Here is a 15,689-nt window from a genome sequence, read left to right on the forward strand (position 1 = left end):
CACTCCAGATGCCTGTCGGAGGGTGGTCTTCTTGCGCAGCCTGCAATCGCTCGAAGCATTCCTCTGGAAGGTCGTGACCTGGCCCATTTCCTTTTCGCGAACGCTCTGGCGAGTGCTACGCAACCCCATCGCCGTTTCGCTCTATACCCGACGACAGCTCGAGCAGCAGCCTGACCGGCGCTTCAGCGGCATGCTCAGCCCACCGCTGATGCTGATCCTTTCCATCGCCCTTGCCCAACTCCTCGGCTTCGCCATACCGGATCGGCCTTCGCCATGGGTTTCCGGCGAGTGGCTGACGCCGCTGGTGCGCAGCTTCAGCTACGGCCTGTACGCGCTGATGCCAGCCATGGCCATGCTGCGGGTGCGACGAGTCCGCGTGAGCCGCACCACCCTGCGCGAGCCCTTCTACATCCAGTGCTACCTGGCCTCCCCGCTTGCCATCGTGCTGATCGCGGCCAACCTGCTGGCAGGCATCCAGGTAGCGCTGGCGATGCTTCTCACCGCCCTCGCCTGCATCTGGTACTTGTTCTCGCAGATCGCCCTGCTGCGCCGGCTCCTCGACTTACCCTTGCTACCGGCCACCTTCATCGCCATTTCCAGGTTCGTCGTCGCCACCCTGATCGTCCTGGCCCTGATGGATCTGCTGCGGTCCACATCCCTTACGCATATCGGTTAGCGCCGTCCGCGGCATGCGTACTCGAGGCGGTGCGCAAAGGCCGCGGCCCGTCAGGGATGTCGGTCTTCAGCGAGCGGTTAGCCGTCCGCGTGCCCTTGGCGCCGGAGGACAACATGCGTGGCCTTCTGCGACGCTACGAATTCAACGCAATCGTATCCCAGAGCCCGCAAGTCAACCCCTTCGAACAGCGACTCGCCCCGGCCGAGCAGGACCGGCGCGATAGCAATGTGCAGTTCATCAATGAGGCCCTCGCGAAGATACTGCCGGATGGTGTCCGGCCCACCGCCGATCCGTACGTCCATTCCGGCAGCGGCCTCGCGCGCGCGGTCGAGCGCCTCGCGAATGCCTCCTGTTATGAAGTGGAACGTCGTGCCGCCCTCCATCTCGATGGGGGGACGAGCATGATGGGTCAAGATGAAGACTGGAACGTGATACGGCGGATTGTTTCCCCACCAGCCTTTCCAGTTTGTGTCCGGCCAATTCCCACGAATGGGTCCGAACATGTTCCTGCCAAGAATCCAGGCCCCGACATTCTGAAAGCCACGGGCGGCGAAATCATCGTCAACCCCGGTCGTACCGCCGTCCTTGCCGAACAAGGCCCGCTGGAACGTGCGTGTTGGGACTAGCCACTGGTGCAGTTCCGTCCCGCCAACGCCGAGCGGATTGTCGATGTCTTGCTTCGGACCTGCTCCGTATCCGTCGAGCGAGATGGTGAAGCCCTCAACGCGAACCCGTGTCATCGTTTGCCTCCGTTTGGACGCCTGGCAGGTAATCAACGGACGCCGGCGGTCGGACATGCTTACTTGGCAGGGACAGATTGTGTCGCGCGTAAGCTTTTGCTGTTACGGCGAGTCCTTTCCGAGCTGTCTCGAGACTACGGTTAATGTAGCGGACGCCATTGAAGGCGGTAAATCCGCGCCAATGCCAGTTTGGGGAACGGCCAGAAACAACGCTCAACGACCGTGGGCGGATGGTCGCGTGCACATCGATGTGTTTCTTGCGAGCCCCCAGGTAGCGCTGTAGGCCCCATGGCGGGCGTGCCCGCAGGTGCGCATCGCCTACTCAGCTACGTTGGCTGGAGATATAGTGCGTGCCCCCTTCATGCCCACCGAGCAGCGCAACTCGGCACGGCTTTGCGAACGTTCCGAATGTGCGACTGGAAGGACGCCCGACAATGCATCCGAAGAACCTCGATGGAGCCACCGATGAAACGCTGCTGCTCGCGGAGCTGAAGCGCTTATTGAAGGATCGCAATATCCGCTATTGCGATATCGCCGCGCAGTTGAACGTGAGCGAGACGACCATCAAGCGCAAGCTGACCGGGCATGGTCTGAGCGTCGCGATGCTCGAGTCGGTTTGTGCCATTGCCGGCGTCCGTCTCATCGATCTTGCCGAGCTGGCGGCGCGGCGAAGCGATAGCAAGATTCACGCATTGAGCCTCGAGCAGGAGCAGGGACTGGCCGATGCCCCTTTCACGGCGTTCATCTTCCTGCTGTTGCGCTATGACTGGACACCCCGCGAGATACAGCAGGAGTTCGAGCTGGACGAACCGGGCATCTTCCTTCACTTGCGGCGACTCGAAAAACTCCGTTTGCTCGACCTGTTTCCCGGCAACCGTGTCCGTCTGCTGACCGTGCGGCATCCGGAGTGGATTCCGGGAGGCCCGTTGCGACGGGCTGTGCATGACGCGATGCGCCGGCATTTTGAGGCGATGGATTTCCACGATCCGCAGTCGCTTTGGCAGCTCGAAACGGTCAAGTTGTCGCGCGGATCGATAGACCAGTTGCGCCAGATGATGGCGTCGCTTTCGCAGCGCATGCGAGAACTCGCGACCGACGATCGCTCCCTGCCCGACGGACAGACAGACTGGTACAGCATGCTGTGCATGGCTCGCCTTACCGATCCCCGAATCTTCTGGACCACGTGACACCGGCCTCGGTGCCGCCATTCATGCGACGTACCGTAACGCGCCACCGCCAAGTATCAGCCCGAGATACTTTCTCTAAAGCTCAGCGTTGAACTGTTAGCTCAGGATCTAGCGCTGATACTTTTCCTCGACGACAACGTGTCGATATCCCGAGGACAGGAGAAGCGAAGATGAGCAAAAGCGGATTCCCAGAAGGCGCCACATTGGTTTTTGGCGGTAGCGGCGGCATCGGACAAGGCGTTGCCCTTGAGTTCGCACGCGCCGGAGTACCGGTCGCAGTCGGCTACCGGAGCAAGGCCGACGTGGCACAGCGCGTCGCCGACCAGATCCGGGATGAGGGCGTCAACGCGAGCACCCACCAGGTCGACGTAACCGATGCCGCCCAGGTCAAGGCAATGCTGGACGCCGCCATTGAAGCTCACGGCCGCGTGCACACCGTCGTCTGGGCGGCTGGCCCGTTCGTGAACCAGCTGCATATCAGCGAAATGAGCCGTGACGACTGGAAGCGCGCCATCGATGTCGAAGTCATGGGCTTCTTCAATGCGGCCAAGGCTGCGCTGCCGCACCTGCGCGCCTCCGGGGGCGGTTCGTTCGTCACGCTGGGCTCTGCCGGCCATTTGCGCTGGCCGGATCGCGACGGCTTGTCGGTCGCGCCGAAGGCCGCCAATGAATCGCTTGTAAAAGGTCTCGCCCGTGAGGAAGGCCGCTTCAACATCCGAGCGAATTCCATCCTGGTCGGGGTCATCGAGGCCGGCATGTTCCCGCAGCTCCTGGAGCAGGGCCAGTTCGACCAGAGGTGGATCGACGAAACGATGCACATGCTTGCACTCAAGCGCTGGGGCAAGCCCGAGGAAATCGGTCGGGCCGCCGTGTTCCTGGCATCCGACAACGCGGCCTACATCACTGGGCAGCAACTGAACGTGTCCGGCGGGTACGGCATCTAGGAGATGCGAGATGACTACATTGCGTAGTTCGGTGACCAGGACTGCGACGCTGGAGCCGCACGTCGTCGATATGTCGGAAATGATCGAAAAATTCGCGCTCCAGCAGCTCGCCTGGACCTATTGCCACGCGATCGACCGGGGCGATCTAAGGCTCTTGCGCAGCCTCTACCACGACGACGCGATTGACGACCACGGCCCGATGTTCCGCGGATCGCCCGACGAGTATGTCGCTTGGCTGCCCAGCATGCTTGCCAACTGGGAAGCCACCTCGCACGTCATCTCGAACATGCTCTTCCTGATCGATGGTCATCAGGCCGAAGGCGAACTGGCGGTGCTGGCCTACCACCGCACGCCTGCCCCGGGTTCGCGTGAGGTCATTGCCCGGGGACGCTACCTCGACCGCTACGAGAAGCGCGAGGGTATCTGGCGCTTCCTGCGGCGCTCGCTCGTACTCGACTCGATGGAGGAGCGCAGCACCCCGATAGGCAGCGGCCCTTCGCTGGATGAGGGCATCGAGAAAGGCAGGGCTGATGCTGAAGATGCCTGCTTCACGCGGCTTGCCATGTTCGGCCGGCAGAGGGGCCTGCCTGGCGCGCCTGCCTGAGTTGGCGAGTGTGAAAGGGAAAGGCCCGCAAGTGCGGGCCTTTTCTTTCGTGGGTTTTCGGTGGGGAGGAGCGCATTCGCGCACGCCCGAACATCGCCCCTCTCCCCAACCCTCTCCCTGAAGGGAGAGGGGGCGGACTGTGCAAGCGGTTAAGCCCGGTGTCTTTCCTGTAGGGGCGAATTCATTCGCCAAGCAGGCCGCAGGTCTGCCCTTCGGAGTTCCGACGGGGCACAGCATCCCTCACCCCCGGCCCCTCTCCCAGAGGTAGAGGGGTGACTCGCGCCGGCGCCGCACTGCCTCCGGGCACCACCCTGTGGGGGCGAATTCATTCGCGAAAGCGGGCCGCAGGCCCGCCACTCAACCCCGATACTGCGCGACCACTTCCTTCACGGCACGCTGGATATCGTTGCGCACATAGCCCAGCAGCGCCGTCTCCACCGCATCCGGCTCGTAGCTCACGGTATTGCCTCGCCCGGTGTAGAGGGCCATGTCCGGCAGCAGCGGGTGCTCCTGGTCCAGCGACGGCACCTCGGCGTCGTTGCCGACGGCACGCAGGAAGGTCTGGAAATACTCGGCGTAGCTGAGGTTCTCATCTCCCACCAGATAGGCCGTGCCCGACTCGCCATGCAGCAGCGCGCCGAGGATGGCCTGGGACAGCGAGCGGGTGGAGATGAAGTTGCTGCCCCCCGCCGGACCAAAGAACGGCAGGGGCGCGAACTTGCCCTCGGCGTAACGGGTGTAGGCCTCGAACATCTCGACCTTGAGGCCGGGCACGGCGCCCACCACGAAGGGGGCGTTGACACTGCACACGCGGAAATCCGGGCCGGACAGTGCACGTACCGCCTGATCGGAGAGGTGTCGCGAACGCACGTAGGGAATGCTGTCGATCAGCTCCGGTGCCACCTGTGGATAAAAGCTGCCCACCAGTACCGCCTGGCGGACGCCTGCGCTGCGCGCCAGCTCGAAGAGGCGCGGAATGGCCTCGACGTTGGCGCGCTGCCAATGGGCATCCAGGTCGCCGCCCTGCGGGGCATGGCGGATATCGCTGCCGGCGGCGAAGACCAGGGCATCGAAGCCGGCCAGGTCGTCACGGCTGAAGGTGCCGGCGACATAGTCGCCCTGCAATTGCTCCAGCTGCTCCAGGGCGCTGCCGGCGGCGGCCGGCTTGCGGCCGGCGATGGTTACGTCGTGGCCGTGGTCCTTCAGGTAAAGCGCCGCGTGGCCGCCGATCAGGCCGGTCCCGCCGATCACGAGAATCTTCATCGCGTTAGTCACTCCTGTTGGGGCCGCTTCCGGCCCCGGGCTTGAGTCTTCCCGGCCGGGCCGGGAGTTCGATCAAATGACGCGGGCGGGATGCTGCGCGCGGGGGGCGCCGAGCATCTCGCGGTAGGACGGTGGCTGACGGCCTTCGGCTTCAGTGATGCCATAGCCCGGGGCCACTTCAGCAGTGATCAGGGTCTGGCCGGACAGCGCCTGAAGGTTCGGGTCGTTCAGCAGCGCGTTGATCACGCGGCCGTTGAACTCCGGGGTCTCCGCCATGGCGAGGAACTCCTCGTACTGGTCGGCGCGCTCGGCACCGGCGATGGCGGTGCGTTCGGTGCGCTGCGGGCCGAGCCACAGCGAGACGGCGGCGACACCGGTGTCTTCCAGATCAATGGCCATGTCGGCGGCGAACTTGTCTACGCCCGCCTTCTGCGCGCCGTAAGCCGGGCCGTGCATGTAGCAGCCGGCGCCGAAGGAGGAGACGAACGCGATCAGGCCGTGGCCGTTCTTCACCAGCAGCTTTGCTGCGTGGTAGCTGGCGACATAGGACGAGCGCAGGCCAATGTCGAGGATGTCCACCATCTCCAGGGGCTTCTGCCAGAAGGGGCCCGGATCGATCAGGTTCTCGTGGATGTAAGTGGCGTTGTTCACCAGTAGATCCAGGCGGCCCTGCTCGCGCTCTACACGGGCGAAGAGCTCGCGCACCTGTTCGTCGTCACGGTGGTCGCAGGCCACGGCGATGCCACGGCCGCCGGCGCGGGTCACCGCTTCAGCGGTCTCCGCCAGGCTGCCGGGCAGGGTCTGGCCACGCAATTGGCTGCTGCTCTGGGTGGCGGAACGGCCACTGAGGTAGACCGTCATGCCAGCTGCGCCCAGGGCGATGGCGATGCCCTTGCCGACGCCACGACTGGCGCCAGTGACCACAGCGACTCTGGAGTTCTTCGCGTTCATTCGGGATTCCTTGTTGCAGTCAGCGAAAGCTGGGGTTCTAGAAGTTGAAACCGTTGCCCGTGATCACCGGTACGTTGGTCCAGGTGCCTTTCGGGTCGCGATACCAACCCGCCGCAGCCAGGGCGCCGCCATCCACATGCAAGGTGGTGCCGGTCACCCAGCCGGACAGCGGACTGGCCAGGAAGAGTGCGGCGCCGGCCATGTCTTCCGGTTGGCCGAAGCGGCCCAGGGGAATCCAGTTCGGCAGTTGCGCGCGGTGTTCCGGGGCGATCATCAGTGACATCGGCAGTTGCGGAGTCTCGGTGGACTCGGGGGCGATCTGGTTGACGCGAATGCCCACCGGGCCCAGCTCCAGGGCCAGGCTCTTGGTGAAGCCACCGATGGCGGCCTTGAAGGCGGAATAGACGCTGCAGTTGGGAATGCCGCGGAAGGCTTCGATGGAGGACAGGCTGATGATGCTGCCACCGGCACCCTGGCGGCGCAGCAGCGGCAGCATCGTGCGGGTCACGCGGAAGATGTGCTGCAGGTTGACGGCGTAGAGCCGGTCGATGTCCTCGTCGCTGTAGCCGTCGAAGGGCTTGGCGATCATCAGCGAGTCGCCGACATTGTTGATCAGCACGTCGAGCCCGCCGAAGCGCGCTTCGATCTGTTCGGCCAGCGACGCCACCTGGGCCCCGTTGGTGACATCGGTCTGCACCACCAGGGCCTCGGCACCCTGGCTGGCCAGCCAGTCGCACAGGGCGGCGGCGCGCTCGCCGTCCACCTCGGCGACCGCCAGGCGCGCGCCGGCGCGGGCGAATGCCTCGACCATGGCACGGCCGATCCCCACGCCGCCGCCGGTAATCAGGACGGTCTTGCCGGTGAAATCGATCATTTCGTCATCCTCTTGTTCTTGTGTGGACGAAGGGCCGCAAGGCGGCCCGGATTCAGGAGGACAGGCCTTCGGCCTGTTTCGCGAATGAATTCGCTCCTACAGGCGCAGTGCTGTGGATGTGCTCGGCGGCCTGGAAGCCGAACACCATGGCCGGGCCGATGGTCGAGCCGGCGCCGGGGTAGGTGCGGCCCATCATGGACGCGGCGCTGTTGCCGATGGCGTAGAGCCCGGCGATGGGCGTGCGATCCTCGCGCAGGACGCGGGCGTGCACGTCGGTAAGCAGGCCGCCCTTGGTACCGATGTCGCCGGCGTCGATCTTCACCGCGTAGAACGGCGCCTTCACCAGGGGTGCCAGGCAGGGGTTGGGCGTTACCGTCGGGTCGCCGTAGTAGCGGTCGAACAGCGAGTCACCCTTGTGGAAATCGAGATCCTTGCCCGCTTCGGCCATGGGGTTGAAGCGATCGACGGTGCGCTGCAGTCCGGCTGCGTCGACACCGATCTTTGCAGCCAGCTCCTGGAGGCTGTCGGCCTTGTGGAAGTATCTGAGCAGATGCTTCGGCAAGCGGCCGTCCGGCATGGCGTAGCCCGGCAGGAGCGCGCCGCAGGGATACTTGCGGCGGAATTCGGCATCGAAGATCAGCCAGCACGGCACGCTGGTAGCGCCCTCGCGATTGTTGTCGTACATGGCGTAGACGATGTCGGTATAGGGTGCCGCTTCGTTGACGAAGCGCTGACCCGCCGAGTTGACCATCATGCAGCCGGGCAAGGTGCGCTCGACGAACAGCGCGCGCTGCTTTTCCTCGCCCTCGACATGGGTGGTCGGCGCCCACCAGCTGTGGTCCATCAGCGCCGTGGCGGCGCCCAGTTCCTGGCCGGCGCGGATGGCGTCGCCGGTGTTGTAGGGCGGCGTGGCGCTCCAGTCGCTACGCGAGGGCTGGGCGTGATACTGGCTGCGCATCGCCTGGTTGCGTTCGAAGCCGCCCGCCCCCAGCACCACGCCGCGGCGGGCGCGGATCAGCACACGCTTGCCGGCGCGGATCACCTCGGCGCCGACCACCCTGCCCTCTTCCTCGATCAGGCGTTCCAGGCGGCAGCCCAGCCAGACCGGCACCTGGCGGTCCAGCAGCGAGCAGCGCAGCGCGGCAACCAGGGCATTGCCCAGGGTGAGGAAACGGTCGCGCTTGCTGCGCAGGCGGCCCGGCAGGTCGCGCCAGTAACGCCAGAGGATCTTCATGGTCAGGCCGACCCAGCCCGGTCCCCGGCAGAGCAGCACCTGGGCTTCCTTCATGGTCATGGCCATGCGGCCCATCATCAGGGTGCCGGGGGATGGCTCGCGCATCCGGGCGAATTCCTCGCCCAGCTGGCGCGCATCGAAGGGCAGCGGATCCATGGAGCGGAAACCGGGCTTGCCGCCGGGTACTTCCGGGTAGTAGTCGGCATAGCGGGGCTGGGCCTCGAAGCGCACGCGGGAGCGATCCTCCAGGTAGCGCACCACCTGATGGCCCTTCTCCACGTAGGCCTCGATGCGGCCGTCGTCGATCTCGCCATGGGTCACGGCGCGGATGTAGGCGATGGCTTCCTCGGCCGAATCCCGCCCGCCCAGGGCCTCGATGCGGTGGTTGCAGGGAATCCAGATACCGCCGCCGGAAATCGCGGAAGTGCCGCCGTAGCGGTCGCTCTTCTCCACCACCAGCACCTTCGATCCCAGGTCATGGGCGCGCAGTGCAGCGGTCATGGCGCCGGCTCCCGACCCCACCACCAGTACGTCGCAGCTGTCGTCCCACTGCAGGCTGTTCGCGCTCATCGGGTTGCTCCCTTGTTGTTCTGTTTGCGCTGTCCAGCCGGATTCTCGGCAGCCCCACCCACCGCCAGCATCGTCCGTTGGGACTAGCGCCCAGGGGCTGTGGATAACACGAGGCGCGTAGTCTTTTCGGACGATGTTGCCCGCCGGCGGTGACCACATAGTCAGGCCCGCCACACTCAACTCAACCGTGGGCCTGGTAGTCCGAGCAGTGCCCAGCCTTGCCGAGAGCGACATCATGATAAGAACAACAAAAGGCCAACCACTTCAGCCGCTTCACCTAGCGATCCGCGTCGCCTGCCTGGGTCTGGCGCTGGGGCATGCCGGGCAGGGCCAGGCCATGGCCTTCGAGCCCAGCGACGACCTGAAGATTTCCTGGGACACCACCCTCACCTACGCCCTGGCCTGGCGTACCGAGTCCCGCGATCACGCCTTGTCCAACGGTTTCCCGAACCCGGCCATCGCCAACATCGACGACGGCAACAACGCCTTCGACAAGGGCAGCCTGATCACCAACCGCTCCAGCTTCCTCACCGAAGCCAACTTCAACTGGAAGCAGGACTTCGGCCTGTTCGTGCGCGCCAGCGGCTTCTACGACGACGTCTACAACCGCAGCAACGACAACCACACCGGCACCTCCAACTGCTTCGCCGGCGGCCAGTGCTCCCAGGCCAACCACTTCCCCCACGGCACCATCGACCAGCACGGCAAGGACCTGCGCCTGCTGGATCACTACGTCTATGGCGCCTGGGACCTGGGCGGCCACAACCTCAACCTGCGGGTGGGCGACCAGGTAGTGAGCTGGGGCGAGAGCCTGTTCATCGGCAACGGCATTTCCGGCGCCATGGCCCCGGTGGATGCCACCAAGGCCAACACCCCGGGCGTGGAGCTCAAGGAACTGTTCCTGCCGGTGGGCCAGGTATTCGGCCAGATCGACCTGACCGACGCCCTGAGCCTCCAGACCTACTACCAGTACGAGTGGGAGAAGACCGAGATTGACGGCGTCGGCAGCTTCTTCTCCGTTTCCGACCAGATCGATGAAGGCGGCTTCACCGATGCCTTCGGCATCACCCGCCGCCTGCACGACGACAAACCCAGTGACAGCGGCCAGTACGGCGTGGCGCTGAACTACGTGGCCGAGTCGCTGAACAACACCGAGTTCGGCCTCTACTACGTGCGCTTCCATGACAAGGCGCCGCAGATCGACTTCCTCACCGACTGGAACACCGCCAACTACCGGGTGCGCTACTTCGACGACATCGACCTGTACGGCGCGAGCTTCTCCACCGTGGTTGGCGACACCAACATCAGCGGCGAGGTCAGCTATCGCGACGGTCAGCCGGTGCTGGTGGATACCGGCCTGGTGCCGCACCCGGTGCGCGCCGAAACCATGCAGGCGCAGATGTCCTTCATCCACTCCATCGGCACCACGCCCTTCGCCGACAACGCCACCCTGACCGGTGAGGTTGGCTACAACGAGGTGCTCGACAACGACAAGGCGCCCAGCTTCACCGCCTTCGTCCCGGACGGTCAGGGCGGCGCCTTCCCGCTGGTCACGCCGAACACCGACAAGCTGTTCTTCGACAAGAGCTCCTGGGGCTACACCGTCAACCTGTCCCTGGAGTACCTGAACATCTTCAACGGCTGGGACCTGACCGTGCCGCTGATCTTCAGCCAGAACCTGGGCGGCGATTCGTCCATGCCGGGCACCTTCGGCATGGGTGAAGGCGACAACCGCCTGGGCGTCGGCACCACCTGGCGCTACCTCAACAACTTCACGGTGGAAGCCCGCTACAACGCCTTCCTCGGCGACGCCGGCGACACCCCATTCGCGGACCGCGACAACTTCGGCATCAACGTCAAGTACAGCTTCTGATCCACTGCCGCAGGAGACTCAACATGCAACTGAACAACAAGACCCCGCTCCTGGCTGGCGTTCTCGCCGCCGCTCTCGCCAGCACCCCGGTTCTGGCCAAGGTTTCTCCGGAAGAGGCCAAACGCCTGGGCAACGACCTCACCCCCATGGGGGCAGAAAAGGCCGGCAACGCCGATGGCAGCATTCCTGCCTGGAGCGGCAAGTGGCTGGGCGCTCCGCCCCAGGTCAACTATGCAGGCTCGGGCACTGCCTACGGCGACCCCTATGCCGGTGAGAAGCCGCTGTTCGTCATCACCGCGGAGAACATGGCGCAGTACGCCGACAAGCTCTCGGACGGCCAGAAGGCACTGTTCCAGCGCTACAAGGGCAGCTTCAAGATCCCGGTGTATCCAAGCCATCGCGACTTCCGCTACTCCGACCGGGTCCTGCAGCGCACCCTCGCCAACGCCACCAGCGCCGAGCTGGTCCACGGCGGCGATGGAGTGGTCAACGCCATCGGCGCCTCGCCCTTCCCGATCCCGAAGAATGGCTACGAGCTGATGTGGAACCTCAACCTGCCGGCCCGTGCCTGGAAGGAAGACGCCATCTACACCATGGCGCTGACCCTCTCCAACGGCAACCGCTCGATGGAGTCCATGGACTACAAGATCCTCTCGGTGTGGGACTCGCCCAAGGAGACCGTGGAATCCTTCGGTGGCCAGCAGGCCTACGCCCTGGTCCAGACCCTGGAGCCGACCCGCAAGAAAGGCGAGATCATCCTCGCCCATACCTTCACCGACCCGATCGCCTCGCCGTCGCAGGCCTGGCAGTACCTGCCGGGTAACCGCCGGGTGCGCCGCGCACCGACCGTGGCCTACGACACGCCGTTCGGCGCCGGTGGTTTCCGCGTGATGGACGAGGACCGCCTGTTCAACGGCGCCCCGGACCGCTACGAGTGGAAACTGGTGGGCAAGAAGGAAATGTACATCCCGTACAACAACTACAAGCTGGACGACCCGAGCCTGAAGCTCGACGACCTGCTGTCCACCAACGGCCACGTCAACCCCGACTACATGCGTTATGAGCCGCACCGTGTCTGGGTCCTGGAAGCCACGCTCAAGCCCGGCAAGCGCCACATCTATGGCAAACGCGTGCTGTACATCGACGAGGACTCCTGGATCGCCGTGATGGCCGACAACTACGACGGCAAGGGCCAGCTCTGGCGCAGCAACATGCAGACCACGGCCTACGCCTATGACCTGCAAGGCTTCCAGGCACGGGTGGCGATCTTCCACGACCTGATCGCCGGTTCCTACCTGACCGACCGCCTGCTCAACGGCAAGCCGCCGGCGAAGCTGAACAGCAGCAATTACGAAGCTGACTACTTCTCCGTCGCCAATCTGCGCAAGCTGGGCAAATAAGCCCACTGATCGAGCGAGGCCCCCCGGGCCTCGCTTTTTTGTGTCCCCCGAAAACCACCTTCGTTCAGCCAGCAGTCGACCCAAGGTTCCCTTCTCGCCACAAAGGAAACGACGATGACGCACACGCTGTTGAAATCCGCCATCGGCCTGGCCGCCCTGTCCCTTTCGCTCCAGGCCAGCGCCCTGAATATCCTGCTCACCAACGACGACGGCTGCCGTGCCCCGGGCATCGATGCCGTCTACCAGGCGCTGGTCGCCGCCGGCCACCAGGTGACCCTGGTCGGCCCGCAGAACGACAGCAGCGGCATCGGCGCCGCCAGCGTGGTGGTACCCGGCCAGGCCGTCGCCATCACCCAGCTGGCCCAGGGCAAGTACTGCGTCGGCGCACCCGCCGGCTATACCCCGCCGGCCGGCAAGACCTCGGCCATCGGCACGCCGGTGGACGCGGTGAACGTCGGCCTTGACCTGCTGCTGAAGGACAATCGCCCGGACCTGGTGGTCTCCGGCACCAACTTCGGCGACAACGTCGGCCCGCTGACGCAGATGTCCGGCACCGTCAACGCCGCCGTGCGCGCCATGTTCAAAGGAGTGCCGGCGGTTGCCGTGTCCACCGCCATCGACCTGCAGCTCATCGCCCAGGACCCGCAGGCCGGCTACCTCAAGACCCTCAACGCGATGGATGACACCGCGCGCTTCGCCGTGCGCGTAATCGACCGCGCCGCCGCGATGGGCGCCGAAGCCCGCAAGCTGTGCGAGAAAAGCGGCGGCAAGGCCAGGCCCTACTGCGAGACCAACGTGATCGGCCTGCCGGGCAACACCGGGCTGAACATCAACTACCCGGCCCTGGAAGCCGGCCAGGTGACAGGCGTGGCCTTCGCCCCCATCGGCGACTGGGGCAACGTGGTCTTCGCCCCGCAGCAAGGCGCCGATGGCGTGGTGCGCGTCAACCTGGTGCCGCCGCCGGCCCCCACCGCGACGCAGAAGCAGGGCGACGCCTACCAGCTCAGCCTCGGCAAGGCGGTGATCACCCCCATCGACGGCAACTTCACCGCCTCGGCCATCGTGCAGGCCCAGGCGAAGCTGTTGCTGGAGGGTGTCGAGCCCTGATTCCCGGGCATAAAAGAAAGCCCCCGCAGCTGTGAGGTGCGGGGGCTTTTTCATGTCCTGTCATAGGCGACTAGACAGCAAGCCGGTCCCCTCGTCCCGGCTCGTTCTCATGCCTTATCCCTACGAGTGAATTTTCCCATTCAGGCAAGCGAACCGTCCCATCCCTGGTCACCACCGGCCGCCCGCCACCTGGTTGCAAGCCCCGTGAAATGTGGCTTTCGCCAGTTTCCCGGCCAGCCCGCCGGGCCCCACCAGGAACATGACTAGTCCCATCAGACGATGGTGCCACGACCAGTGCATTTCGATAGTGGACCGCCCACAACAACCTGAGCGGAGTCCGGAATGACAACAACAGAATCTTCTATCCCCGCCCGGATCACCTCGATCCGTCGCAACCTGCGGACCTCGCCCCTGCTGCAGTCACTCGCCCTAGCCGCGTGGTGTCTCGTGCAGGGCTCCCTGCTAGAGGCCGGCGAAGCGCCCGCAAGTCAGCTCGACCCGGCCCTGGCACCGGATGAAATCCGCCAGTTGAGCAAGCAGGCCTTCTTCTGGGGCATGCAGCAAGCGGGCTTCTACGAACTGCGCTACCTGTTCACCCAGCAGGACCAGGCACCGACTTTCCGTGGGCTGAATCGTCTGCAGCACGGCCGCCAGCTGTTCACCGCCAAACAACGCTTCGCGACCACACCGAATGCCTCGACGCTGTATTCCGGCGGCTTTTTCGACCTGCGCGAAGGGCCGGTGCTAGTCCTTTCCCCGCAGGTGAAGGACGGCCGCTACTGGAGCATCCAGGGTATGGACCAGTATGCCCGTTGGTTCTTCATGAGCGGCAGTCCGTTCAGCGGCAACGAGCCGCAGCGGTACCTGATCGTTGGCCCGGACTGGGACGGCATTTTCCCGGCCGGTTTCAGCGCCACCGAGATCGTCCGCGCGCCATCCAACGCCATCGTGATGACACTGCGCCTGGCAGTGAAGGACAAGCACTCGGCCGCGGACCTGGCGGCCGCCGGCAAGATCATGGACGGCGTCGCCATCCTCCCGCTCGAACTCTGGCTGCGGCACGACCGCCACGCACCGCCCCTGGAACGCCAACCTATCGTCAAGGCGAGCTATGCCAGCTTCCCGCGCATGGCGCAGATCGGCGACCTGGCCAAAAGCATGACGCCGATGGATTACCTGCAACTGGTCAGCCTGGTGCTCAACGACGCTTCGATGACCCCGCGTCGCGACTCGCAAAAGGAGCTGGAAACCCTACGCAGCCTGGAGCGCCTCGGCTTGCGCAGGGGAGTGATCTTTGACCCCGCGCGCCTCAGCGACAGCCAGCGTGACGCCCTCGAAGCGGGCTTCCTCGAGGCCCACCAGCAGGCGCGCCAGGCCTTTCAGGCAGCCTTGCGCGACATGAACGGCTGGAAGCTGCAAACCAGCCTCGGCTACGACGACAACGACTACGTGCTGCGCGCCGGCGCAGCCGAGATCGCCTGGGGCAGCCCGGTGCCCTACCAGTCGCACACCATCGCCTACGGCCTGCAGGATGCCGACGGCCAGCCCCTCGATGGCCGGCACCGCTACACCCTGACCTTCGATCTCGACCAACTGCCGCCGGTGACCGAGTTCTGGGAGCTGCCGGTGTACGACGACCACGGCTATTTCGTCGACAACCCCATCGACCGCTACAGCGCCACCAGCTACATGCAGCGCAATGGTGATTTCGTCGTCCATGACGGCAAGCTCACCTTCTACCTGCAAAGCGCCCGGCCAAATGACCCGGAGCAGGCGCGCAACTGGCTACCGACGCCGAGTAGCGGCCGGTTCCGCCTGGCGCCACGTTTCTACGGACCGACCTCGGCCTTGATCGACGGCTCCTACCCGATGCCGAAGATCGTTCGCGTGGCTGACTGACAGGGACGCGCCACCCGTACGGAGTTGCGGGGAAAGAAGTTCAACCTGGATTGGCAGTCCGGTATGCGGGGCTGGGATTCTGATGGCCAACTCATTGCCGAGTGGGCTCCGGGTCTCTGTTTCGCCCTTCCGGGCGAGCCCCTTTTTTGGCAGTCGACGGAGTGCCGCCCACCCAACAGGAACCAAAAAGGCTTGCCCCGACATCCGGCTCGACTTCGCCGAGTGACCAGCCTTTGGCTGTTACTGCGTTTCCCTCCTGAAGGGGCGGGTCCTTGCCCCACCGCTTTCGCGCAGTTTCAGGCGGCTATTGGATTCAGACTTGCTCGTGCCTTGCAGGCGCGAGTCATCCCGCTACCTCTGGGGCGAA

13 protein-coding genes are annotated in these 15,689 nt (G+C 64.9%); 8 read left to right on the forward strand and 5 right to left on the reverse strand.

Going from position 1 to position 15,689, the window contains the following annotated elements:
• Nucleotides 1-31: 31 nt before the first annotated feature.
• The gene (locus ACFW0H_RS16450) at nt 32-676 is read left to right on the forward strand and encodes a hypothetical protein (RefSeq protein ID WP_422914940.1); all 645 of its coding nucleotides are present in this window, start codon (nt 32-34) and stop codon (nt 674-676) included.
• A 77-nt stretch (nt 677-753) separates the two neighbouring features.
• Here the strand turns inward: ACFW0H_RS16450 and ACFW0H_RS16455 are convergent, their stop codons facing one another.
• Entirely contained in the window at nt 754-1,416 is a 663-nt protein-coding gene (locus ACFW0H_RS16455) for a dihydrofolate reductase family protein (RefSeq protein ID WP_422914941.1), read from the reverse strand.
• A gap of 434 nt (nt 1,417-1,850) precedes the next feature.
• Here ACFW0H_RS16455 and ACFW0H_RS16460 point away from each other — a divergent pair, with 434 nt between their 5' ends.
• The 3 genes from ACFW0H_RS16460 to ACFW0H_RS16470 all read left to right on the forward strand — a co-directional run bounded on the left by ACFW0H_RS16460 (nt 1,851) and on the right by ACFW0H_RS16470 (nt 4,151).
• Nucleotides 1,851-2,603 carry a helix-turn-helix domain-containing protein gene (locus ACFW0H_RS16460; protein ID WP_422914942.1) on the forward strand — a complete coding sequence of 251 codons (753 nt, stop codon included), beginning with the start codon at nt 1,851-1,853 and terminating at the stop codon, nt 2,601-2,603.
• A gap of 170 nt (nt 2,604-2,773) precedes the next feature.
• Complete coding sequence (locus ACFW0H_RS16465) at nt 2,774-3,547, forward strand: SDR family NAD(P)-dependent oxidoreductase (protein ID WP_422914943.1); 774 nt, start codon at nt 2,774-2,776, stop codon at nt 3,545-3,547.
• Between the two features lie 10 nt (nt 3,548-3,557).
• Nucleotides 3,558-4,151 (forward strand): nuclear transport factor 2 family protein, encoded by a 594-nt coding sequence (locus ACFW0H_RS16470; RefSeq protein ID WP_422914944.1) that lies wholly within the window; start codon nt 3,558-3,560, stop codon nt 4,149-4,151.
• A 357-nt stretch (nt 4,152-4,508) separates the two neighbouring features.
• Here the strand turns inward: ACFW0H_RS16470 and ACFW0H_RS16475 are convergent, their stop codons facing one another.
• From ACFW0H_RS16475 to ACFW0H_RS16490, 4 genes are all read right to left on the reverse strand, one after another.
• A complete protein-coding gene (locus ACFW0H_RS16475; RefSeq protein WP_422914945.1) occupies nt 4,509-5,414 on the reverse strand; it encodes an NAD-dependent epimerase/dehydratase family protein in 906 nt (301 codons plus the stop codon).
• A 72-nt stretch (nt 5,415-5,486) separates the two neighbouring features.
• Nucleotides 5,487-6,365, reverse strand: a complete 879-nt coding sequence (locus tag ACFW0H_RS16480; protein ID WP_422914946.1) for an SDR family NAD(P)-dependent oxidoreductase — start codon at nt 6,363-6,365, stop codon at nt 5,487-5,489.
• A gap of 37 nt (nt 6,366-6,402) precedes the next feature.
• Nucleotides 6,403-7,239 carry an SDR family NAD(P)-dependent oxidoreductase gene (locus ACFW0H_RS16485; protein WP_422914947.1) on the reverse strand — a complete coding sequence of 279 codons (837 nt, stop codon included), beginning with the start codon at nt 7,237-7,239 and terminating at the stop codon, nt 6,403-6,405.
• 52 nt (nt 7,240-7,291) lie between these two features.
• Complete coding sequence (locus ACFW0H_RS16490; RefSeq protein ID WP_422914948.1) at nt 7,292-9,043, reverse strand: FAD-binding protein; 1,752 nt, start codon at nt 9,041-9,043, stop codon at nt 7,292-7,294.
• 235 nt (nt 9,044-9,278) lie between these two features.
• Here ACFW0H_RS16490 and ACFW0H_RS16495 point away from each other — a divergent pair, with 235 nt between their 5' ends.
• The 4 genes from ACFW0H_RS16495 to ACFW0H_RS16510 all read left to right on the forward strand — a co-directional run bounded on the left by ACFW0H_RS16495 (nt 9,279) and on the right by ACFW0H_RS16510 (nt 15,322).
• Nucleotides 9,279-10,916, forward strand: coding sequence for a DUF1302 domain-containing protein (locus tag ACFW0H_RS16495; protein WP_422914949.1), 1,638 nt, complete (start codon nt 9,279-9,281; stop codon nt 10,914-10,916).
• 23 nt (nt 10,917-10,939) lie between these two features.
• A complete protein-coding gene (locus ACFW0H_RS16500; RefSeq protein WP_422914950.1) occupies nt 10,940-12,316 on the forward strand; it encodes a DUF1329 domain-containing protein in 1,377 nt (458 codons plus the stop codon).
• A gap of 114 nt (nt 12,317-12,430) precedes the next feature.
• Nucleotides 12,431-13,423: a 5'/3'-nucleotidase SurE gene (gene surE, locus ACFW0H_RS16505; RefSeq protein ID WP_422914951.1), complete on the forward strand. Its 993-nt coding sequence runs from the start codon at nt 12,431-12,433 to the stop codon at nt 13,421-13,423.
• 342 nt (nt 13,424-13,765) lie between these two features.
• Nucleotides 13,766-15,322: a DUF1254 domain-containing protein gene (locus ACFW0H_RS16510; protein ID WP_422914952.1), complete on the forward strand. Its 1,557-nt coding sequence runs from the start codon at nt 13,766-13,768 to the stop codon at nt 15,320-15,322.
• The last annotated feature ends 367 nt before the right edge of the window (nt 15,323-15,689 follow it).

This window comes from Metapseudomonas cellulosilytica (assembly GCF_049334135.1).
In the GTDB taxonomy this organism is placed as follows: Bacteria; Pseudomonadota; Gammaproteobacteria; order Pseudomonadales; family Pseudomonadaceae; genus Metapseudomonas.